This is a genomic window from Phormidesmis sp. 146-20, from assembly GCF_052939475.1.
The window spans coordinates 1-20,950 of the sequence record NZ_JBJPHT010000002.1 but is presented as its reverse complement, the minus strand read 5'-3'; the positions used below and the strand labels follow the sequence as shown (position 1 = coordinate 20,950).

Below are 20,950 nucleotides of genomic sequence, written 5' to 3'. Positions count from 1 at the left end.
AGACGGGATCGTTCTTCGACAGCAAGATTTCTTTACTCACGCTTAACTTACAGTATCTATGGATGTCTCAAAGTCTCATCTGCTCTTGCAGCGAAACGTCAACGTCAAGGCGATCGTCACGCCCCGTTGGAAGGATGAAGCCCAACAACAACTCCAGACACAACTCAATCAAATTGATACTCAGTTGCAGCAGTTAGAGATGCAGTTGCAGCAGGTTGTCTCTGAGATTCAACGGCAAACTATTCAACCGCCTGGCCCGGAAACGATTCAGCAGATCGAAAATATTAAGGTGCAGTTTAATCAAAGAAAAAGTGAGCTTTTGGAGCAAAAGAATCAGATTCTTCAGCAGCTTCAGCAAGTTCAAATGCTCGACTTAGATCAAGAAGTTAGCCAGGGACAGGTCAACAGCATTTTTCGCATCGAAGCAGGCGACAATTTGATCGAAAAAATGAACGTTGAAATTTTGCTGCGCGATGGCATCGTCGAAGAAATTCGCGGCGACGTTTAGAATCATAAATTAAATAAATCGTGATCTGTAGGGTGTGTTGAGCCTTGAAACGCACTGCCACCGATCGAGTTTGATGCGTCTCGCGATCGCCCAACATACCCTACAGATCTTTGGTTTTGTTCAATCCACAGCCCCTAGCGTTTCAATAGAATGCTGTGAAGGGCGTGAAGTTCGTTGAGCCAAGGTGTGTTACAACGCACGGTTTTTGAGGGGCAAAATGCTTTACGCTGACACGCAACCCTGGACAGTCAATGCGACCCCTTGCAGGTATCTCGAAGAGGTCGTGGTTTCTAGTCTCAAAAACGGTTCAAAACCCACAAGCCTCAAAAATACCCAAGTTGTCCCCAATCCGATAAAATTTGATCTGCAAGTTTGCGTGTAAACGCCCCCACTCCCCCCAGCGAGTCGCTAACCCCTCTGACCCGGACACCCCGCAATGATTAACGAAATCTTCATGCCTGCGCTCAGTTCTACGATGACCGAAGGAAAAATTGTTTCCTGGGTCAAATCTCCCGGCGACAAAATCGAGAAGGGCGAAACGGTCGTCGTGGTCGAGTCTGACAAAGCAGATATGGATGTGGAGTCTTTTTATGAAGGCTATCTGGCTGTCATCGTCACACCTGCGGGTGAATCAGCCCCGGTGGGAATGGCGATCGCGCTGATTGCAGAAACCGAAGCCGAAATCGAAACCGCCCAACAGCAAGCCGAAAGCCCCGCCGCTGTCTCTGCCCCTGCGGCCGCCACGACTCAAGCGAGACAAGAAGCCGTCGCTGCCTCATCCGCCCCCACTGCCACAAATGGCAACAGCCCGATTCGCGAAAACGGTCGGATCGTCGCGTCGCCTCGCGCCAAGAAGTTAGCCAAGGATTTGAAGGTAGACTTGACGACGCTGAGAGGCAGCGGCCCCCACGGTCGGATCGTCGCCGAAGATGTCGAAGCGGCCGTTGGCAAGGTTGCGCCTGCTCCGACGGTTGTCCCGACTGCTGCACCCGTCGCACCTGCGGTCAAAAAAGCGCCTGTTGCTCCTGCTCCAATTCCCCTCCAACCTGGACAAACCACACCGATGACCACGCTGCAAAATGCGGTTGTGCGATCGATGTTGAGCAGTCTGGAGGTGCCGACTTTTCATGTGGGATACACGATCACGACGGATGGACTGGACAAACTCTACAAACAACTTAAGTCAAAGGGCGTGACGATGACGGCCCTGTTGGCGAAAGCAGTCGCGGTCACGTTGCAAAAGCATCCGTTGCTCTATGCGAGTTACGTTGATCAGGGCATTCGTCAAAATGGTGCAATTAACGTTGCGGTTGCCGTTTCGATGGATGATGGCGGACTAATCACGCCCGTGTTGCAAAACGCCGACCAGATGGATATTTATTCGCTGTCTCGCACTTGGAAAGATCTGGTCGATCGCGCCCGTTCTAAGCAGCTACAGCCTGATGAATACAGTTCTGGAACCTTTACGCTGTCTAATTTAGGGATGTTTGGCGTGAGTTCTTTTGATGCAATCTTGCCACCGGGCCAGGGGTCGATTTTGGCGATCGGGGCTTCTCGTCCTCAAGTCGTCGCTACCGAAGATGGGCTATTAGGAGTTAAGCGCCAAATGCAGGTGAATATTACCTGCGATCATCGAATTATCTATGGAGCCAATGCGGCCGCCTTTCTCCAGGATTTGTCAAAGCTGATTGAATCAAATTCGCAGTCTTTGACGATGTAGCTTGATTAAATGTAGTCTTGATTAGATGTAGTCTTGACTAAATGTAGTTTGATCAGGGAACCGATCGCTTGATTCAATCGATTCCCCATTTTGCCTAACTTTTAGCGAATCGTTGAGCCAGAGATGGGTTGAGGAACTAGACCCACCAGACGCGACTGCACATCAGCGGGAAGAATCACGCCGTTGATCGCATGAATCACACCATTGCTGGTTTGAATGTCGGCACCCACAACAGGAGCACTTGTGAGGGCGATCGGTTCACCGATGAGCGATCGTAGTTCTCGTGACCCGACCTCATTAGACAGCACTTTGCCGCGCACGATGTGGTTTTCGAGAATTCTCACCAAGAGATCGCGGTTTTCGGGCTGCACGAGTGCCTTAAAAGTGCCTTGAGGTAAGGCTGCCAACGCTTCATCAGTTGGGGCAAAGACAGTGTAGCTACTGCTGCCATTCAATACAGTACTCAAAGCACCATTCTGATCAGCCACTCTCAACAGGGCGTTAAATAGCTCAAAAGAAGGGCTTTGACGAACGATCGCATCCAACGTCTGAGACGAAGACGACGAGGGAACTACGATGCCTTGAGGTGAGCCTGGTGAAGGTACAGGTCTTTGGACAGGGCTTTCAGGAGTCGTGTTATTTGGAGTCGTGTTGGTAGGAGCATCCAGTCCGCCGGGAGCCTGGGGACGGTTTGCAGGTGTGTTGATGCCACCCGGATTGGTTTGGTCGCTGGAGCTACCAGGCGTTGTGTTGTTGGGAGTCGTGTTGGTAGGAGCATCTAGCCCACCGGGAGCTTGGGGACGATTTGCAGGCGTGTTGATGCCACCCGGATTGGTTTGGTCGTTAGGAACGTTGGGTTGAGGACGCGCTGCTGGGGCTTCGCTGCCGCTGGATGGGTTGAGTTGGGAGGGTTCGTTAGGTGTTGAGTTGACGTTAGAATCTCTTCCAGTCGAGCCGCTTGAGGGAGAAGCAGATTGTGCAAACGTGGGTAGGGCAACCGCAAGGCTAAATCCCAATACCCCGATCGTGCTTGCTAGCTTTTTGAATGAGTTCTTCATCACAACTAATTATTATTCAGAACTCCTAAGACTATGACAGGGACGATCGCTCTACCTCCCTCAGCCGAGATAGTCCTAAAGTAGGGCTTTGGCACGGTACGATCGATTCACTTGAGAAAGGCTAGAATTGACTGTTCGCTAGATCAAACCTCCAATCAAGCTGGGTTGGGTTCCTGAAAAGAGATTCCTTCGTAGATTTCGGCGACGGTCATCGCGATCTCAACTGAGGCAAATTTCACAACTTCTTCAGGTGATTCATACACGCGATAGATCCATGAATTGTGATCTGATTTAGTGTATTGCTGAACTTCTAACGCATATTGATTGATCAACACATATTCCTGAAGTTGGGGAAGCGATCGAGAGTATCTAAACTTATCGCCTTTATCATAATCTTCCGTTGACTTGGATAACACTTCGATGATTAAGCAAGGATTCTCAACGGTATCGGTACGGTTTTGATAAAGGACAGGCTCACCTTGAATCACCATCACATCGGGATACGTGAACTTGCGATGCTTGGGAATCCACAACCGGACATCGCTAGAGAAGAATCGATAGCCCTTGCCCCGTAGCTTAGACTTCAAGATCCATAAATTGGTGATAATCTCATTGTGATTGAGTGAGCCGCCTGTCATGGGAATGATTTCTCCGTCTTGATACTCACTTTTGTATTCAGCCTGTTCTTCACGAGAGAGATACTCTTCTGGGCTGTAGTGTTTTTTGACTTCTGTGGCTTGCATAAGATCTACCAACGATCGATTTCCTAAATGATAAGCGAGATGCGATTGCTCACACCTCGCTGAATTGGTAATGGGTTAGTTAGACCTCCTGCGCGAATCTGGAAACGCCCCCTAAATCCCCCACAAGTGAGGGACTTTGAGCCAAGACTTGCGGTTTCAAAGTCCCCCAGAATGGGGGATTTAGGGGGCACAAGCCGACCCAAACGGAGCAAGACCTAAGCGGCAGGTGACATCGAAAATTCTATTCATACCGGAGGTCTATTGAATTGAAGCCTACGCGCTAAAGTACTTTGCTGCAGGGTGATAGGCAATGATTGCCGTTGTGGATTGTTCGGGGTAGAGTTGTTCGCTTTCATCCATGTGTAGATGGAGGCGATCGGCTCCCAGCAGATCTAATAACTTGTACTGATCCTGAATGTTGGGACAGGCAGGATAGCCAAAACTATAGCGAGAGCCTTGATAGCGTTGGGCCAGCATGTCGCGAATGTTGTCGGGGTCTTCTGATGCAAAGCCTAACTCTCGACGAATTCGGGCATGGAGCCATTCGGCTAAAGCTTCTGCCAGTGAGACGGCCATCCCGTGGAAGTAGAGATAGTCGGTGTAGTTGTTGGCTTCAAACAGGGTTTTGGCAAATTCGGTCGCGACCTCGCCCATTGTTACCGCCTGCATCGGAAAGACATCGATTTGACCTGATTCTTTAGACGCAAAGAAGTCGGCAATGCAGAAACGACGCAGCGATCGTTGCCTCGGAAACTTAAACTCCGCTACAACAGTCTTGGCTGTCTCCGAATCATATAGATAAAGCGAATTGCCCTCAGATTGACACGGGAAGTAGCCGTAAACGGCTTGAGGATGCAGTAAGTTTTCTTCGACAATGCGCCGCTTCCAGGTTTCTAGAATGGGATACACTTTGTCGGCTAAAAACTGGTCGTATTCCTCACGAGTTTGTTCACGCGGTTTGCGAAATTGCCACTGTCCTGCAATCAGGGCTTGCAAATCCAAGTGCCAGAACAAATCTTGCCAGGGAATGTCAGACGGTTGCAAAATTTGGGTGCCCCAAAAGGGAGGCGTGGGGCGGGGGATGTGGGGATCGATCGACTGCGATCGAGTGGTGTCTTCTTCGGAGTGAGGCGTGAGGGGTGAGGGGTGAGGAGTGGGTTCTTCGGGTTCGGGTTCGACGACTGAGAAGAGGGAAGCGTCGCCGTTTAAGAAGCCTTTGAGATCGTCCCATTCGGCGTTCTCTTTGGCGGGCATTAGCTTATCCATGAAGTGTAGATCTGAGAAGGCATCCTTCCCATAGACCACTTTGCCTTTGTATGTTTTTTGGCAATCGTCGTGGACAAACTTGGGTGTGAGCGCTGCGCCTCCTAGAATGACGGGAACAGTGATTCCTTTTTCGTTGAAGACGGCGAGATTTTCTTTCATGAAGGCGGTTGATTTGACGAGTAAGCCGCTCATCGCGATGCAATCCACTTTGTGTTCTAAATAGGCATCAATGATGTTATCCACGGGCTGTTTAATTCCCAGGTTAATCACTTTGTAGCCGTTGTTCGTCAGAATGATATCGACGAGATTCTTACCAATGTCGTGAACGTCTCCCTTCACCGTTGCGATTAGGAAAACACCCTTCGATCGCCCCGCTTCCTTCTTCTCCATCAATGGCTCTAAGAAAGCGACGGCAGACTTCATCGTCTCGGCAGATTGCAGCACAAAGGGCAGTTGCATTTGACCAGAGCCAAACAGTTCACCAACGATCTTCATGCCGTCCAGTAGGTAGACGTTGATGATTTCTAGCGGCGGATACTTTTCTAGAGCAACTTTGAGCGCGTCTTCGAGTCCGATGCGTTCGCCGTCGATGATGTGACGCTTGAGCCGTTCTTCGATCGGCAGTTTGGCATCTTCGCTGCGATCGCGTTTGGTGGTTGCGCCTTCAAATAGAGTTGTCAGCTCGGATAAGGGATCAAACACGCAGATATCGCCGTCGAATTGACGCTGATCAAAAATCAGTTGACGACAAATTTCTTGATGTTTGGGATCGATCTTGGCCAGGGGCAAAATTTTGGCCGCACTGATGATGGCGCTATCCATTCCCACCTGCATCGCTTCGTGTAAGAACATCGAATTCAACACTTGACGGGCGGCGGCATTTAGACCAAATGAAATGTTGGAAACGCCTAATGTAATGTGACAGCCCGGAAGATGTTCGCGGATCATGCGAATGGAGTCGATCGTCGCCTTTCCATTCTCGCGATCTTCTTCAATCCCAGTTGAAATCGGCAACGCTAACGGATCAAAAAAGATCTCATGAGCGGGAATGCCAAATTCAACAGCCTGACGATAAGCACGTTGGGCGATCGCGAATTTCTTTTCGGCAGTTCGGGCCATACCGTCTTCGTCGATCGTTCCCACGACAACGCCTGCGCCATATTCTCTTGCAAGTTCCAACACTTTCAGAAAACGGTCTTCGCCGTCTTCGTAGTTGGTGGAATTCAACAGGCACTTACCGCCCGCAACTTTTAGCCCGGCCTCCATTTTTTCCCATTCGGTGGAGTCGAGCATCAAGGGCAGCGTGACGTTTGTGACGAGACGAGACACCAGTTCGTGCATGTCTTTGACCCCATCGCGGCCGACATAATCCACGTTCACGTCGAGAATATGTGCGCCTTCTTTGACCTGCGATCGCGCCAGTGCTACCAATCCATCCCAGTCTTCCGCATTCAATAAATCGCGACACTTTTTAGAGCCGCTGGCATTCAATCGCTCGCCGATAATCAAGAATGAATTGTCTTGTTCATACGGTTGGGCGCTGTAAATTGATGCGGCCGACGGCACGTAGTTGTAAAGCGGACGGCTAATAATTTGTCCATCAGTACGAATCGGACGTTCTTTCGGCTTTAGCGTAGTCGAGAATTCTGCGAGTTGTTGAATATGATCTGGACGAGTGCCACAGCAACCCCCAATCACTTGCACACCCAGATCTTCAACAAAGTGCATTAATGACATCCGCAGTTCCATCGGTGTCAGCTTGTAGTGCGCGTGTCCTCCGACATTTTCGGGCAAGCCTGCGTTTGGAATGCAAGACACGACAAAGGGCGATTGCGCTGATAGATACTTGATGTGTTCTGCCATGCGATCGGGCCCCGTTGCACAATTCAAGCCGAGAATGTTGATCGGAAACGGCTCCAAAATCGCCAACACGGCACTAATGTCAGAGCCGACCAGCATCGTACCCTGAATTTCCATCGTCACGGAAACCATCAGAGGACGGCGATCGCCCTTCTTTTTAAACACTTCTTCGATGCCATTTAATGCTGCTTTGATTTGCAGCACGTCTTGACAAGTCTCGACCAAAAACAGATCAACTCCTCCGTCATACAGGCCCTCAGCCTGTTCGGAGAAAGCCGCCTTGAGCGTGTCGTAAGTGATGTTTCCCAACGTGGGAAGTTTGGTGCCAGGGCCGATCGAGCCTGCAACAAATCGCGGTTTTTCAGGAGTCGAAAACTCATCCGCCACTCGTCTCGCAAGTTCTGCGGCGGCTTTACTCAAATCGTAGGCCTTGTCCGCCAAATCGTACTCAGCCAAGACAAACGAACTACTCCCAAACGTATCCGTCTCGATTACATCCGCTCCAGCCGCCAAAAAGTCTCGATGAACTTTGGCAACGGCTTCGGGTTTAGTGTAAACGAGATATTCATTACAGCCTTCATATTCGGCTCCGCCAAAGTCTTCTGCGGTGAGGTTTTGAACTTGTAAGTTCGTCCCCATTGCACCATCAAAAACGATGACGGGTCGATCGGGGCTGTGAAGACGAGCTAGAAAAGCACTGTTCATAGGGCAGCCATATAGAAAGGACGATTGAGAAATGTGCCACGGAGGTTTTTATTTCTTAACCTACTATTGTGATGAAGGTCTTCGATCGGGGAAAGTCGCCCCTGTGACAATTCATCATCGCAACACATTTCTCTCTTTCACTTTGGCATAACGAGAGAGAGTGAGGGCGGAGGGCGGAGGGCGGAGGAGTGTTTATTGTTGGGGGGGTCTGGTGGATTGTTGGAGTTTTTTGGCGGCGGCGATCGCTTCTTGCTGGTAATCGGTTAGACCCTGGCGTTGGTAGAGGTTGGCGGCGCGTTGGTAGTCGGCGATCGCTTCCTTGATTTGGTTGCTGGCGGCGTGGGCGTTGGCTCGATTGTAGTAAGCGTCTGCAAAATTTTTGTCGAGCTTGATCGCTTGCGTGTAGTCTTTGATGGCAGCAGAACGATCGCCGGATGCAGAATGCTCAATGCCTCGGTTGTAATAGAAGTTGGGATTTTTGGGCGATCGCGCAATCGCTTGCGTGTAGTTGGCAATGGCGGAGGAACGATCGCCGCGCACAGATGCGTCACGGGCTTGTTGAAACCAATCTTCGGCAACGGTTTTGCGCTGTTCGGAAACTTGATTTTCGACGGTGGGCGGCGTGGAAGCCAGGGGACGAAACAACACAATCATCAAGGCAACCGATAACCCCAAAACGCTCCCTGCTAAGAGTGGCGAAACTTTTGATTGAGGAAGATTCACAGAAGTCGAAAACTGTTTTAGGGAGGTTTTGACTCGATTCTGAAAGCCAGTTAGAGCCGTTTTTGCGGGAGCCGTTTTTGGAAGGCGACCATTTTGAGCGGGAAGGTCAACCGTTCGCTCCTGACTGGACAAAGGGGTCACTTTTGGAGTGGGTTCTCGATCGTCTTGAGGCGTGCGTTCGTTATTGTTCATGGGGCGTTTCCTGATTCTCCAGTGGGTAGGGTGGATCAAAAACAATCTGGTAGGTAAAAGTCGGACTCAGACGTTTCAGGACGCTCAGATGCGATTTGGCATGACTGCGGCGACGATACCGCGCAATGACTCCTCGCGGCATGTTCGGGTAAAAAACAAATGATACACCAGGGATGTAGATGATTTCTGTACGCAGAAGTTTCCACCGTTTCGGACGGCGGTTCTCTTGGTATCATGAGGGTTATCTTCCTTCTTACGAGGAAAGAACAGCAGTCACCCTTCGAGTTTTCCAGGCACGGGGGCGATCTTTGTTTCAAGGACACTTTTATTAAATGACTAGATCTGGTCATTGTCAAGCATGGGTTTGGTGCGGCTGCGAATTCGAGAGTTCGCTAATAAGCGAGGCTGGACAATCAAAGAAGTTTCTGACCGTTCAGGCGTGGTTTATAGCACTCTCAGAACTTATGCTCGTTCTCCCGGAATGGCAATGGTTGATGCAACAGCGTTGATTAAATTGGCGAAGGTTTTTGAGGTGACGATCGAAGACTTGATCGAAGTCGTTGAAGAGTGACCAATGCTGAGATGTTTACACTTACAGACTTTCAAGGACGACAGATTCGCCTAACGGAGGAGCGACGGCAATACAGTCTGGAACATCCGGAGATGACGACGTTAGAAGATAGACTTGAATTGACTTTAATAGAGCCAGAAAAGGTCAGGCGTTCTCAAAGTGACCCAAGTGTAATCTTGTATTAGAGCGCACTTCAAAAGCTTAAATAGACGGAGCATGACCGCGAACTGAATCAAGATCAGAAAATCTCGTCTATCCCGAACGCAGCGAGGACATTTGCTTGGATCAATCAAAATCGACGCTTGAGTAAAGACGACGAATTACGACCGGAAATGAGCGAGGCGATGATTTAGCAATCTATGATTCGACTCATGCTGCAACGGCTCGGTGAACGCAAGGAGCAAGCTTAATCATTAATTTAGAAATGCGCTCTTAAGACAAGAGGTTTGATTCAAAGTTCTCCACTAATCGGGAAAGCTGATTTTGCGAGAGGTGCGCTAAAGGTGCGATCGCGTAAATCAAAGTCCCCCAGAATAGGGGATTTAGGGGGTGAAAAACTGAATAACCAAGCGAGAAAGCTCTTTGACTTTACGTTAAAACTGCTTTAAAAATCGCAAATTGCTGTCATAAAGTCGCCGAATATCATCGATTTGATGTTGCACCATCGCCAACCTTTCGACCCCAAACCCCGCCGCAAATCCCGTGTAGATTTCTGGGTCATAGCCCACCGATTTGAGAACATTTGGATCAACCATGCCGCAGCCCAAGATCTCCAACCAGCGACCTTTCCACTGCACATCAACCTCAGCAGACGGCTCAGTAAACGGGAAGAAACTGGGACGAAAACGAATCGGCAGATCACCAAAAAGTTCCTGCAAGAATACTTTAATCGTGCCTTTAAGATCCGTGAAAGTCAGCCCCTCATCGACCGCCAAAATTTCAATCTGATGAAAGACGGCCGAGTGAGTTGCATCCACCGTATCGCGACGATAAACCCGCCCAGGCACCGCAATTCTAATCGGCGGCTCATTCGACTCCATATAACGGACTTGCACCGTCGAAGTGTGGGTTCTCAGCAGGTTGCCATCTGGCAGATAGAGCGTGTCCTGCATGTCTCGTGCGGGGTGATCCGGCAAGAAGTTAAGCGCCTCAAAGTTGTAGTAGTCCGTCTCCATTTCCGGCCCTTCCGCCACCGTGTAACCCAGACCCACGAAGATATCTAACACTAAATCCGTCGTACTGTTGAGTGGATGCACTCGACCTTGGGGACGAAACACTCCCGGCATCGTCACATCGATCGTTTCTGCCTCCAATTTTGCCTGAATGGCCGCCGCTTGCAGGTCAGTTCGCTTGCGATTGAGATCTCCCTGAATCGCTTCTTTCACCTCATTGGCGCGGGCCCCAATCCGGGGACGTTCTGCCGGATCAAGCTTGCCCATTCCCCCCAATACTTGAGGAATCGGACCCTTCTTGCCCAAATATTTGACACGAAGTTGCTCTAGTTGATCGAGCGTGTCAGTGGCTGCGATCGCCTGTTGTGCTTCTTGCCGGATGGCTTCGAGTTGAGATTCGAGTTCGATCGTCTGAGCAGTCATACTAAGAAAGGGCCGAATTGTTTTACTAGTTTACTGGATTCGATGAAATTACTGATCAGCAATGACGATGGGGTTTATGCGTTGGGGATTCGGACGCTTGCCAACACCTTAGCAAACGCGGGGCATCAAGTGACGGTGGTGTGTCCCGATCGAGAACGCTCTGCTACAGGACATGGGCTGACCTTACACGACCCAATTCGAGCAGAGGTGATGACTGAGATTTTTCATCCCGCCGTCAAAGCTTGGGCCTGTTCGGGAACGCCATCTGACTGCGTAAAACTGGCCCTTTGGGCGCTGCTTGAGAGTCCCCCTGACTTTGTACTGTCGGGCATCAATCATGGCTCAAATTTAGGAACCGATGTGCTGTATTCGGGCACCGTTTCGGCCGCGATGGAGGGCGTGATCGAAGGGATTCCCAGTGTAGCGTTTAGTTTGACTAGCTTTGCTGCCAAAAATTTTCAACCTGCGGCCGATTTTGCTTGCTTGCTAGTACGTCAGTTTGAGAAAAATCCGCCGTCTGAGTTAACGCTACTCAATGTGAATGTGCCAGCCATTGAACAAGACAAGATTAAGGGAGCGATCGTCACTCGTCAAGGAGTCCGCCGCTACACCGATGTCTTTGAGAAGCGCACCGATCCCAGAGGCAAAAACTATTACTGGCTAGCGGGCGAACTGCTCGAAGATATCGATGACCCCGATGTGCCAACGGATGTACCGACCGACGTACAGGCAATTCGCGACAACTATATTACAATCACGCCGCTGCACTACAATCTCACCTCTCCATCCGGGCTGAGAACCATACAGAAGTGGACGCAGGATTCCGGGATTTAACGTAAACCCAAAATCTTGTTCCTGAACATACCGGAAAAGCGAACAGTTCTACTTTGGAAGAGCTAGAGAATAATTCAGACGCAAACTTCAATAAGTTTTTCGCTGCGGACTACATCTTTAGCCTTTTCCAAATTACACCACCTGTCATTCTGCTCTGCCCTAGACACAAAGAATCCAGAAATCGCTAAACATTTGCTGGATTCTTAGGCTCAACTACTCAGGGTCTTTTTAACTAAGCGTGGACTGCGGTTCTGGCTGATTTGCTTTTTTACGATCGGGTCGCTTCCGTTCGCTCTTGCGAATACCACCCGCAATCTTATATTCGGGACTATCTTTACCAAACTCGATCGCAACCCCCAACAACATTTTCTCAGTCAGTTCTTGCAGTTCTTTCTCAGCTTCTTGCATCGCAACGCGATCGGCATCTAACATCGCGACCGTTGCATTATAGGCATCCACCCGCTGACGAGTTTTCTCAATTAATGTCGCATACGCTTGAACAGAAAGTCCTTTACCCATATCCAAGCTAGAACTAATGGATTTGATAGCAGACAGGCGATTTTTGGCTTTTTCAAGATGGGATGAATTGCGTTTTCCGAGTCCAGGCATCAGTAGAGACCCTCTCTTAATCTTTAATTGAACAATGCTAGAGTTCCCCGATCGATGGATTGACTAGCGATCGAACTCATAAAACTAATGAAGTCTCAATCTGCAAATCAACAGACAGCCTTGTAACTAAGCATCAGGATACTGAAACTAAGGAAGCGCGTTCGTCAACTCAATCACACGAAGCTGAAACTAAGGAAGCACTTTCCTCAACTCGATTACGCAATACCAAATCAAAGGAAGCCCTTTCGTCAACTCGATCACACGAAGCTGAAACTAAGGAAGCGCGTTCGTTAACCCGATTTCGGCTTAAGACAAATCAGTTTTGCATTAGGTGAAGTCGATCAAGCTAAAGGATTGCTGGGTGAGTTTGTTGATAGAAGAAGGGAGAGCGATCGGTCAGACAAACCTGAAATCAGGACACCTAAAAGCGACTCGGCATAATCGTTCAAAGTAGGAAATTGTCCAATTTAGATTCAGTATAAATTCTTAAACCAGAAGTTATGCCAATAATAAGCAGGCTAACCTTTATTAGAGATATATTATCCCTTTGTAGACGTTATCATTCCGAGTAAAAAGACTAATCTTTCCTCAGTCTTTTTGGCGAGAGGCAGAAATGGTAAAGTTCTCCCACGCAAGCGAGATGGCAACCTATCTCCAAGCTTATCTAGATACTGGTTACTTCATGGGTTCCGCACTGGTTGCTCATGCAGGTGAGATTTTGCTGAATCAGAGCTGGCAGCTAAAATTGTAGGAAATCATTTATCGTGTCCTACGAAGGGACAACATGCAGGAATCTACTGTTTATCAATCAATTTATCAATCAATTTAGAGAGACGCACAAAAGGAAGACAAGCGGGCGATCGCACTCAATCTTCTGCGAGAAGGCATATCTGTTGAAATCGTTGTTAGTCTGCTTCGGTTGCAGGTTAGGTCAGTAGCTCCAAGATTATTGGCAAGTTCCATAGCGCCAAGTCACGCTATACTTTTTGGTTCAGATAATAAAATGTAAAATCTGCCGTGACTGATGAAAGCCTTTACCTTAAGAGATTTTTAGATCCTATAAAGGTGTGTAGACGATACAAACCCAAATTCGGTCTAGGCAATAGAGAGGAAGGGCTAGATCTGGCACGGTTCTTATCAATCTATGGAGCAGACCCATTCTATTCATGGATTGGTCTTGATTCAGACTTGATGTATGCTGCTCACAAAGCCGCAGGGGGCATGACCTCAGTTTATAGGCAGGTTGGGAAAGGTTGTGAAAACCTATTCAGACAGATAATAATTGACCAAGCGCAATACGAAGATCCAAGATACGCCCTATGGTCTTACATTACAAAGACCAAAAATGACAAGAATAAGACTTTATCGTTGGATGCGCGGCTAGAACTGAACGAAATTCGGAATGCTGACGTTAGAGCCAGAGTCATTCAGTGGATAGCAGACTACAGTCGCTCTCTCAGTGTGCCTGCACCCTTGAATGGAGCCGTGTTTGAAGTCCGGCAGGGATATAAAAGCAAAGATAGCAAGAGACAGAATGCTGACATAGATAATATTGCTGTCGCCTGGGCAAACGGCTATCTACCAGTCTTTGCAATTTTTTCATCTCAAATTGACGCAGATTTAGTTCTGCGTTATCGAAATAGTCGTGGAGGAATAATCATTGGTACAACGTCCGGTAGTAGCCAAATTTCGCTGTTTGTTTTTTCCAAGGAAATTTTGGGTTATGACTTAGCAGATTTTTTCCATCGGAACTCTGAGGTGATTAAGAGTGAAGTGTATAGCACATTAGAAATTCTACTCAGGGCAGAGTGATGACATCTACAGTTCCACAACGATCAGACTACACTTTCAAAGCTAATCGCAGTCTTGGGCGACACGGCTGGCTTCGCCTTACGCCAGCGTATGGAGTAAAGCTTGTTGAAAGCCTTTTGTCTTCGGTAGATACGGGAGCGATAATTCTTGACCCTTTTTCTGGAACGGCTACGACAGGTCTTGTTGCTGCTGAACGAGGAAACCAAGCATTTGCCTTTGATATCAACCCATTTCTTATTTGGCTTGGAAATGCTAAGTACCGAAATTATACTGAAGACTGCCTACTAGATATTCGTGAAAGAGTGTGGGAGGCTTTGGATGATTGTAGAAGTCAAGTAGACCAAGATAACTGGACACCACAGATATTCAACATTGAGCGGTGGTGGTCTAGTTATACACTCAAAGTTCTTGCATCTCTGCGAACTGCTCTAGTAAGACAATTTGGGGAACCTGAAGAGAATGATAAATACAGTATCGTTTGGATTGCATTCTGCCGCTTGATAATTGAGACTTCATCAGCAGCTTTTAACCATGTTTCCATGTCATTCAGTGATACGGTAACTCATCATAATATTGAATATGTAGAAAAACTTTTTTTAAGTATTCTTGAATTTATCCTCAAAGCTGCTGAGAAAAATATTATTGGTAGTGCCAAAGTACTGAAAGTAGATGCTCGAAATATAATCAATCTAGATAACATTAAGGTGAATAAGGTGATAACTTCGCCTCCTTATCCAAATCGAATCAGCTATATTCGTGAACTCCGTCCATACATGTACTGGACAAAATTTATAGATGAGGCAAAAGAAGCGGGTGAACTAGATTGGTTGGCTATTGGTGGAACTTGGGGAATTGCAACTAGCCGTCTCAACTCTTGGATAATAGAAGAAAAAGCTTTACCAGAAAAAATCTTCTCTACTGTAAAAAAAATAAAAATGTCTGAGGGAAAAAACTCACACCTTATGGCGATTTACGTTTTGAAGTATTTTCATGATATGCACTTACATCTGAGTTCGATTAGATCTATTTTGGAAAATGGGGCTGAACTTCACTATATTGTCGGTAACTCAACCTTTTTCGGTAATATGGTTGACACAGCAGATTTGCTTTCTGAGTCTATGAGAGTTCTTGGCTACTCAAAAGTTCATTCTGCGATCGTTAGAAAACGGAATTGTAATAAAGCCTTGTACGAGTACTGCATTTCCGCAAGTTGGTCAGCAGGCTAACAATCTTATTGGAGCGGTGAGCAGAGACTTGCGCTTTGTTTTGGTAGTATTTGCCCCCGCTCAACAGAGCCGCTAGACTCATTAAGTAAACTTAGAAAAATGTAACGGTGGTGAAGCGTGAAAACCAATCCCGTTCTACACTTCTTCTGCGGAAAGATGGCATCAGGAAAGACAACGTTATCGAAAAAGCTGGCATCCGACCATCGTGCCATTTTGATCAGTGAAGATCTCTGGTTGTCGAAGTTGTACCCAGAAGAGATTAGCACCTTTGATGATTATTTAAGATATTCGTCACGCTTAAAATCTGTAGCCTCACAGCACATACAAGACATTCTTACCCAGGGAATATCTGTTGTTCTAGATTTTCCAGGAAATGTTCCTTCTCAACGCCAATGGTTTCGCTCCATTTTTGAAGCAGCTAAAGTCAATCATGCACTTCATTACATTGTTGCGCCTGACTCCTTGTGCAAAGAGCAACTGCGGAAACGGAATGCTGAACAGCCCGAAGGTTCGATGATTATGTCTGAGGCAGAATTCGACTCCATCACCGCATATTTTCAACCCCCGATCGCCGACGAAGGCTTTAACATCATTAGATATGATTCCACTTCAATAGGGTTGTCAACCTAGCAAAAGCATCGCAATGTGCATGTGAGAGGCAGTGTCCGCAGCACAACAAGGCTATTGCAACATACTGAATCAGGGTGTGTGAATGCTCAATCACTGAAAATCGATCGCGCCTCCACCCAATCGATTTTCTGAGTGAACCGATGCAGTCCTAAAATGAGATTGCAGTTGTGATAGGGAAAGCCTGTGGCGTTTAAAGTTGGTCTACTCGGACTGGGAACGGTCGGAACGGGAACGGTAGAAATTCTGCGCGACCCGATTCAGCGACATCCCCTGCTTCAAGAACTCGTGATTCACAAAGTCGGAGTCCGATCGCTCGACAAACCCCGCTCAATTGATATCCCTGCTGACTTGTTGACGACTGATTTAGAGGCGATCGTTACCGATCCAGACATCGATATTGTGGTGGAAGTGATCGGCGGATTAGAGCCTGCTCGATCGTTAATACTGAAAGCGATCGCTCACAAAAAACACGTCGTCACGGCCAATAAAGCGGCGATCGCTCGATTTGGTGAAGAAATCTTCTCAGCGGCCGCCGAAGCAGGTGTGTACGTTCTGTTAGAAGCAGCCGTAGGTGGCGGTATTCCCGTGATCGAGCCGATCAAACAGTCTCTCTGCGCCAATCGCATCAGCACCGTTACAGGCATCGTCAACGGCACGACCAACTACATTCTGACGAGAATGCAAACCGAGGGCGGCGACTTTGCCGAGATCCTGGCAGACGCTCAACAACTGGGATACGCCGAAGCCGATCCGACCGCTGATGTCGATGGATTGGATGCCGCCGATAAGATTGCGATTCTGGCTTCTCTCGCCTTTGGTGGACGAATCAAGCTTCCTGAAGTCCACTGTGAGGGCATTCGTCAAGTCAGCGCCACCGATATCGCCTACGCCGAAAAATTGGGATTTGTGATCAAGCTGCTGGCGATCGCCAAACGAGAACCCCACACCGATCCTGAACAATTGCAGCTTAGAGTCCATCCCGCCCTCGTTCCCAAAGCTCATCCCCTCGCCAGCGTCAACGATGTCTACAACGCAATTTTGATTGAAGGCGACCCGATCGGTCAGGTGATGTTTTTTGGCCGAGGAGCCGGAGCCGGGCCAACGGCCAGCGCGGTCGTTTCTGACATTCTCAACATTGCCGCCTTACTCAAAGTGGGACGCGGACAACTCCTTCAAGCTGACGGCACACCACTTCTCGATCCGCTTTTAGCTTGTTCTCACCAGCACTATTGCGCGATCGCCTCGATCGAAGACCTGGTAACCCGCTTTTACGCCCGATTTCTCACTCAGGACTATCCCGGTGTCATCGGCAAACTGGGTACCTGCTTTGGAGATCACCAAGTCAGCCTAGAATCAGTTGTCCAGACGGGCATTCGAGACGGCTCGGCTGAGATTGTCGTCGTCACCCACGATGTCCGCGAAGGCAATTTTCGTAAGGCACTAAACGAGATTCAGGCGTTGCCCACCATTGCTAGCGTCGCCAGTGTGCTACGAGTGCTCTAGAACAAATCTGAAAAAATCTTCTCAATCAAACGATACATTTCAGCCTTTGACTTAAGGACTCAAAGAACCGTAACATGCTGAAAACGGAGTTTCATCAAACCCAAACGCTAACCCTGTAGCTGCGATCGTTCTCAACTCTGTGAACCCCTCCCTCATTGTCGCACAAAGCACAAATCATCGCTAAATGCAAACATGAGGAGGAACATTACAAAATGTTGCGAAGTGATCAGGATGGTGAACCAAATACCGCAGAATAATCACGGAAGGTCGCTAAGTCAAACAACGCTTGTGTAACCAAAGTAACCGCAAGGCGAACTGGATCTACTCAGCAAACCTCAAGGTTCAAAAGCCTCTGACGATCGCAAAGTCGCAAGCTTCAAAACCTGAGTGCAGACTTAACAAGCCATTTGGGGAAATCCCGTTTAAACATACTCGGTTACACTACTTTTGGAGGAATCCATCAATGAGTATTGTCACGAAATCAATCGTGAATGCAGACGCTGAAGCTCGTTACCTCAGCCCTGGCGAACTAGATCGGATCAAAGGCTTCGTCACCACTGGCGAACGTCGTCTCCGCATCGCTCAAACCTTGACTGACTCTCGTGAGCGCATCGTCAAGCAAGCAGGCGACCAACTGTTTCAAAAGCGCCCCGATGTCGTCTCTCCCGGTGGCAACGCATACGGCGAAGAAATGACCGCTACCTGCCTGCGTGATCTCGACTACTACCTGCGTCTCGTCACCTACGGGATTGTTGCAGGCGATGTCACCCCGATCGAAGAAATCGGTATCGTCGGCGTTCGTGAAATGTACAACTCTTTGGGCACTCCCATTCCGGCGGTTGCAGAAGGCATTCGTGCGATGAAAAACGTGGCGGCTTCCTTGCTGTCTGGCGAAGATGCTTCTGAAGCTGGCTCCTACTTCGACTACGTGATCGGTGCAATGCAGTAATTGCTGCCCACCCTTTTAGATTGATCAAGACCACGCGACTTACGGGAATAAATCATGCAAGACGCAATTACCTCAGTTATCAATACGTCTGACGTTCAAGGCAAGTACCTCGATACGTCTGCTCTCGAAAAGCTCAAAGGCTACTTCCAAACGGGTGAACTGCGCGTTCGTGCGGCAACCACCATCTCGGCTAACGCGGCTGCGATCGTCAAAGAAGCCGTTGCAAAATCCTTGTTGTACTCGGACATCACTCGTCCCGGTGGCAACATGTACACAACTCGTCGTTATGCGGCTTGCATTCGTGACCTCGACTACTACCTGCGCTACTCCACCTACGCAATGTTGGCTGGCGATCCTTCCATCCTCGACGAGCGCGTGCTCAACGGCTTGAAGGAAACCTACAACTCTTTGGGCGTACCTGTGGGTGCAACGGTGCAAGCGATCCAAGCGATGAAAGAAGTCACCGCTGGTTTGGTCGGTTCTGACGCTGGCAAAGAAATGGGCGTTTACTTCGACTACATCTGCTCTGGCTTGAGCTAACTGAAGGGATGAAGAATGAGGGATGAGGGATGAATTAAGTTCGTCGTTCATGGCTCATTGTTTGTCACTCTAATGTGAGGTTTTGGAAGTCTGGGGTTTGGTGTTAGCTTGTCAAAGGCTAGTCTGAGAAATGGTTTTAGCGATCTAACATTGCCTCTCGACTTCCAACCTTCCAACCATCAATTTTGATATATCATCCAAAAGGTTTGCGGTGCTTTTGAGTTTGTGAATTCGCCTGAAAAGGTTTTGACTCGATCGTAACTTGCCAAGTTTTTGAGAAATATTCCACTTGTGTAACGGGTTTTGAATTGTGGTATGAGTTAGTTGATTCAAGACTCAACATTCAAAACCATCCTCAGCCTACTCAGGAGAAAATAAGACCCATGAGAATGTTTAAGGTTACTGCCTGCGTTCCTAGTCAGACTCGCATCCGCACCCAGCGCGAGCTGCAAAACACCTACTTTACAAAGTTGGTTCCTTACGACAACTGGTTTCGTGAGCAACAGCGGATTCAAAAGATGGGCGGCAAGATTGTCAAGGTTGAATTGGCAACAGGCAAGCCTGGACTAGATACCGGGTTGCTGTAGTAAGCTGAGTTTCTAAAAGTTTGTTAACTCTGAGCATTAGCTGTGGGGGTCGTGATGACCTCCTTTTTTATGCTTGTTCATAAACGAGAACAGTTGATCAAATGAAAAGTTCTAATTGCTTCTCCACAACTTGCTGCTTGACAACGTTGGTCTTTGTCAGCGTGTCATCTTGAATGTATTGAAGAATGCAGTTAGCAACATATTGCCCAAGCTTTACTGGGACTGCATTACCAATCATTTGCTCTAGACAGGTTTTTGTGCCAAGCCATTTGAAGCCTTCTGGAAAAGTCTGAATGTAGCTTCTTTCTAATGTAGTCAAAGGACGCACTTCTTTGGGGTCACAGAGGTCGCCCTCATGCTGGCGGTAGTTTTTAGGCACAGGTCGATTAACTCCGCGAATCGTCGGACTCGGCTCATAGACGCTAAAAATCCCTCTGCGCGCATAGCTTCTAGGATGCCGATAATAAAACTTGATGTCTAAACGATCGCCCATATAATCATCAACCGTCATCGGATGAACTGACTGGTTTTTAATCAAGTGATGATCCAAAAATCCGTCTTCTGAGTGCAGATGCCCAACCAGAATAAATCTTTTTCTGATCTGAGGAACGCCGCAATAGCTAGCATCTAAAACCGTGGAACTTAGCCCATAGCCGATCGATTTAAGGATCAAAAGCGTTTCTTGCAATACACGACTGCTTTTAATCCGCTCTACATTTTCCATTAAAAACCAGTCAGGTCTGACTTTGGAAATCAGCTTTGCATATGAGATCGTCAGATTTGCTCGTCCAAGCGTTTCGTCTCTCTTTCCAGCGCTCGAAAAGTCTTGACAGGGCGGGCCACCAATGATGATGTCTGGCTGCCATTCCTGAAATCTCCCGACATCTTCAACATTTGACAAATCAACTTGAAAGATCGGGTGATCAAAGTTGGCGGTATAGACTTCGCAAGATTCTGTCCAGTTGTCAAAAGCGGCCGCCACTTCAAAGCCAGCAGTTTGCACCCCTAATGAAAGACCACCACACCCAGCAAATAAGTCGATCGCTCTCATGGTCAGTCAAAAAGATCGGGTGAGTTGAAGATAATAGCATCAAGCCTTCTTTTGGGGCTTAGTCAGCTCAAAATCTAGATGCAAAGCTATCTTATTTGCGTTGGCTCTGCGAATCGTAATTCTATATCAGTTTTGTTGATATCGTCAGTTTTGGGCGGCTTACCTGATTGATTAAATTTGCGTGAATTCGATGGAGTTTTCTCGCTTCGTTGTTCAGCGCTTCTGCCCCCCAACCCCCCAATTTTGGGGGACTTTGAGACAATATTTC

At 48.1% G+C, this 20,950-nt stretch carries 19 protein-coding genes; 11 read left to right on the top strand and 8 right to left on the bottom strand.

Translation table 11 applies throughout. The annotated features are described in order from the left end of the window. Positions 1-58: 58 nt before the first annotated feature. Together ACKFKH_RS02220 and ACKFKH_RS02215 are read left to right on the top strand one after the other, a co-directional pair. Positions 59-508 (top strand): YlqD family protein, encoded by a 450-nt coding sequence (locus ACKFKH_RS02220; protein ID WP_446856597.1) that lies wholly within the window; start codon positions 59-61, stop codon positions 506-508. A 436-nt stretch (positions 509-944) separates the two neighbouring features. Beyond that, positions 945-2,228 carry a dihydrolipoamide acetyltransferase family protein gene (locus ACKFKH_RS02215; RefSeq protein ID WP_446856596.1) on the top strand — a complete coding sequence of 428 codons (1,284 nt, stop codon included), beginning with the start codon at positions 945-947 and terminating at the stop codon, positions 2,226-2,228. Positions 2,229-2,329: 101 nt separating this feature from the next. On the opposite strand, the gene ACKFKH_RS02210 is transcribed toward ACKFKH_RS02215, so the two are convergent. The 5 genes from ACKFKH_RS02210 to ACKFKH_RS02190 form a co-directional block, all read right to left on the bottom strand. After that, positions 2,330-3,286 (bottom strand): fasciclin domain-containing protein, encoded by a 957-nt coding sequence (locus tag ACKFKH_RS02210; RefSeq protein WP_446856595.1) that lies wholly within the window; start codon positions 3,284-3,286, stop codon positions 2,330-2,332. Positions 3,287-3,441: 155 nt separating this feature from the next. Continuing rightward, complete coding sequence (locus ACKFKH_RS02205) at positions 3,442-4,029, bottom strand: Uma2 family endonuclease (protein ID WP_446856594.1); 588 nt, start codon at positions 4,027-4,029, stop codon at positions 3,442-3,444. Between the two features lie 273 nt (positions 4,030-4,302). Next, on the bottom strand, positions 4,303-7,860 hold the full coding sequence (gene metH, locus ACKFKH_RS02200; protein ID WP_446856593.1) for a methionine synthase: 3,558 nt from the start codon (positions 7,858-7,860) through the stop codon (positions 4,303-4,305). Between the two features lie 192 nt (positions 7,861-8,052). Continuing rightward, a complete protein-coding gene (locus ACKFKH_RS02195) occupies positions 8,053-8,775 on the bottom strand; it encodes a tetratricopeptide repeat protein (RefSeq protein WP_446856592.1) in 723 nt (240 codons plus the stop codon). Beyond that, positions 8,765-8,917 (bottom strand): hypothetical protein, encoded by a 153-nt coding sequence (locus tag ACKFKH_RS02190; protein ID WP_446856591.1) that lies wholly within the window; start codon positions 8,915-8,917, stop codon positions 8,765-8,767. Before ACKFKH_RS02190 ends, ACKFKH_RS02195 begins: the two co-directional genes overlap by 11 nt. 216 nt (positions 8,918-9,133) lie before the next feature. On the opposite strand from ACKFKH_RS02190, the gene ACKFKH_RS02185 reads away from it, so the two are divergent. Next, a complete protein-coding gene (locus ACKFKH_RS02185; protein ID WP_446856590.1) occupies positions 9,134-9,346 on the top strand; it encodes a helix-turn-helix domain-containing protein in 213 nt (70 codons plus the stop codon). 593 nt (positions 9,347-9,939) lie between these two features. On the opposite strand, the gene pheS is transcribed toward ACKFKH_RS02185, so the two are convergent. After that, a complete protein-coding gene (gene pheS / locus ACKFKH_RS02180; RefSeq protein ID WP_446856589.1) occupies positions 9,940-10,941 on the bottom strand; it encodes a phenylalanine--tRNA ligase subunit alpha in 1,002 nt (333 codons plus the stop codon). A 42-nt stretch (positions 10,942-10,983) separates the two neighbouring features. On the opposite strand from pheS, the gene surE reads away from it, so the two are divergent. Continuing rightward, positions 10,984-11,775 (top strand): 5'/3'-nucleotidase SurE, encoded by a 792-nt coding sequence (surE, locus tag ACKFKH_RS02175; protein WP_446856588.1) that lies wholly within the window; start codon positions 10,984-10,986, stop codon positions 11,773-11,775. A 228-nt stretch (positions 11,776-12,003) separates the two neighbouring features. Here surE and ACKFKH_RS02170 read toward each other — a convergent pair whose 3' ends face one another. After that, entirely contained in the window at positions 12,004-12,384 is a 381-nt protein-coding gene (locus ACKFKH_RS02170) for a hypothetical protein (RefSeq protein WP_446856587.1), read from the bottom strand. Between the two features lie 1,017 nt (positions 12,385-13,401). Between ACKFKH_RS02170 and ACKFKH_RS02165 the strand changes: the two genes are divergently transcribed. The 7 genes from ACKFKH_RS02165 (at position 13,402) to ACKFKH_RS02135 (ending at position 19,631) form a co-directional block, all read left to right on the top strand. Beyond that, complete coding sequence (locus ACKFKH_RS02165) at positions 13,402-14,196, top strand: hypothetical protein (protein WP_446856586.1); 795 nt, start codon at positions 13,402-13,404, stop codon at positions 14,194-14,196. Then, positions 14,196-15,422, top strand: coding sequence for a DNA adenine methylase (locus tag ACKFKH_RS02160; RefSeq protein ID WP_446856585.1), 1,227 nt, complete (start codon positions 14,196-14,198; stop codon positions 15,420-15,422). Before ACKFKH_RS02165 ends, ACKFKH_RS02160 begins: the two co-directional genes overlap by 1 nt. A 117-nt stretch (positions 15,423-15,539) precedes the next feature. Next, on the top strand, positions 15,540-16,052 hold the full coding sequence (locus tag ACKFKH_RS02155; protein WP_446856584.1) for an AAA family ATPase: 513 nt from the start codon (positions 15,540-15,542) through the stop codon (positions 16,050-16,052). 183 nt (positions 16,053-16,235) lie between these two features. Continuing rightward, complete coding sequence (locus ACKFKH_RS02150) at positions 16,236-17,555, top strand: homoserine dehydrogenase (protein WP_446856583.1); 1,320 nt, start codon at positions 16,236-16,238, stop codon at positions 17,553-17,555. Positions 17,556-18,018: 463 nt separating this feature from the next. Further along, on the top strand, positions 18,019-18,504 hold the full coding sequence (gene apcA / locus ACKFKH_RS02145; protein ID WP_446856582.1) for an allophycocyanin subunit alpha: 486 nt from the start codon (positions 18,019-18,021) through the stop codon (positions 18,502-18,504). 54 nt (positions 18,505-18,558) lie between these two features. Next, on the top strand, positions 18,559-19,044 hold the full coding sequence (apcB, locus tag ACKFKH_RS02140) for an allophycocyanin subunit beta (protein WP_446856581.1): 486 nt from the start codon (positions 18,559-18,561) through the stop codon (positions 19,042-19,044). A gap of 383 nt (positions 19,045-19,427) precedes the next feature. Further along, positions 19,428-19,631 (top strand): phycobilisome linker polypeptide, encoded by a 204-nt coding sequence (locus tag ACKFKH_RS02135; protein WP_446856580.1) that lies wholly within the window; start codon positions 19,428-19,430, stop codon positions 19,629-19,631. Positions 19,632-19,728: 97 nt separating this feature from the next. Here ACKFKH_RS02135 and ACKFKH_RS02130 read toward each other — a convergent pair whose 3' ends face one another. Further along, positions 19,729-20,682: a DNA cytosine methyltransferase gene (locus ACKFKH_RS02130; RefSeq protein WP_446856579.1), complete on the bottom strand. Its 954-nt coding sequence runs from the start codon at positions 20,680-20,682 to the stop codon at positions 19,729-19,731. Positions 20,683-20,950 lie beyond the last annotated feature (268 nt).

Excerpts from the sequence above, each read along its gene's own strand:
- ACKFKH_RS02220 (WP_446856597.1), top strand. The coding sequence starts at position 59 with ATGGATGTCTCAAAGTCTCATCTGCTCTTGCAGCGAAACGTCAACGTC.
- ACKFKH_RS02215 (WP_446856596.1), top strand. The coding sequence starts at position 945 with ATGATTAACGAAATCTTCATGCCTGCGCTCAGTTCTACGATGACCGAA.
- ACKFKH_RS02210 (WP_446856595.1), bottom strand. The coding sequence starts at position 3,286 with ATGAAGAACTCATTCAAAAAGCTAGCAAGCACGATCGGGGTATTGGGA.
- ACKFKH_RS02205 (WP_446856594.1), bottom strand. The coding sequence starts at position 4,029 with ATGCAAGCCACAGAAGTCAAAAAACACTACAGCCCAGAAGAGTATCTC.
- metH (WP_446856593.1), bottom strand. The coding sequence starts at position 7,860 with ATGAACAGTGCTTTTCTAGCTCGTCTTCACAGCCCCGATCGACCCGTC.
- ACKFKH_RS02195 (WP_446856592.1), bottom strand. The coding sequence starts at position 8,775 with ATGAACAATAACGAACGCACGCCTCAAGACGATCGAGAACCCACTCCA.
- ACKFKH_RS02190 (WP_446856591.1), bottom strand. The coding sequence starts at position 8,917 with ATGCCGCGAGGAGTCATTGCGCGGTATCGTCGCCGCAGTCATGCCAAA.
- ACKFKH_RS02185 (WP_446856590.1), top strand. The coding sequence starts at position 9,134 with ATGGGTTTGGTGCGGCTGCGAATTCGAGAGTTCGCTAATAAGCGAGGC.
- pheS (WP_446856589.1), bottom strand. The coding sequence starts at position 10,941 with ATGACTGCTCAGACGATCGAACTCGAATCTCAACTCGAAGCCATCCGG.
- surE (WP_446856588.1), top strand. The coding sequence starts at position 10,984 with ATGAAATTACTGATCAGCAATGACGATGGGGTTTATGCGTTGGGGATT.
- ACKFKH_RS02170 (WP_446856587.1), bottom strand. The coding sequence starts at position 12,384 with ATGCCTGGACTCGGAAAACGCAATTCATCCCATCTTGAAAAAGCCAAA.
- ACKFKH_RS02160 (WP_446856585.1), top strand. The coding sequence starts at position 14,196 with ATGACATCTACAGTTCCACAACGATCAGACTACACTTTCAAAGCTAAT.
- apcA (WP_446856582.1), top strand. The coding sequence starts at position 18,019 with ATGAGTATTGTCACGAAATCAATCGTGAATGCAGACGCTGAAGCTCGT.
- apcB (WP_446856581.1), top strand. The coding sequence starts at position 18,559 with ATGCAAGACGCAATTACCTCAGTTATCAATACGTCTGACGTTCAAGGC.
- ACKFKH_RS02135 (WP_446856580.1), top strand. The coding sequence starts at position 19,428 with ATGAGAATGTTTAAGGTTACTGCCTGCGTTCCTAGTCAGACTCGCATC.
- ACKFKH_RS02130 (WP_446856579.1), bottom strand. The coding sequence starts at position 20,682 with ATGAGAGCGATCGACTTATTTGCTGGGTGTGGTGGTCTTTCATTAGGG.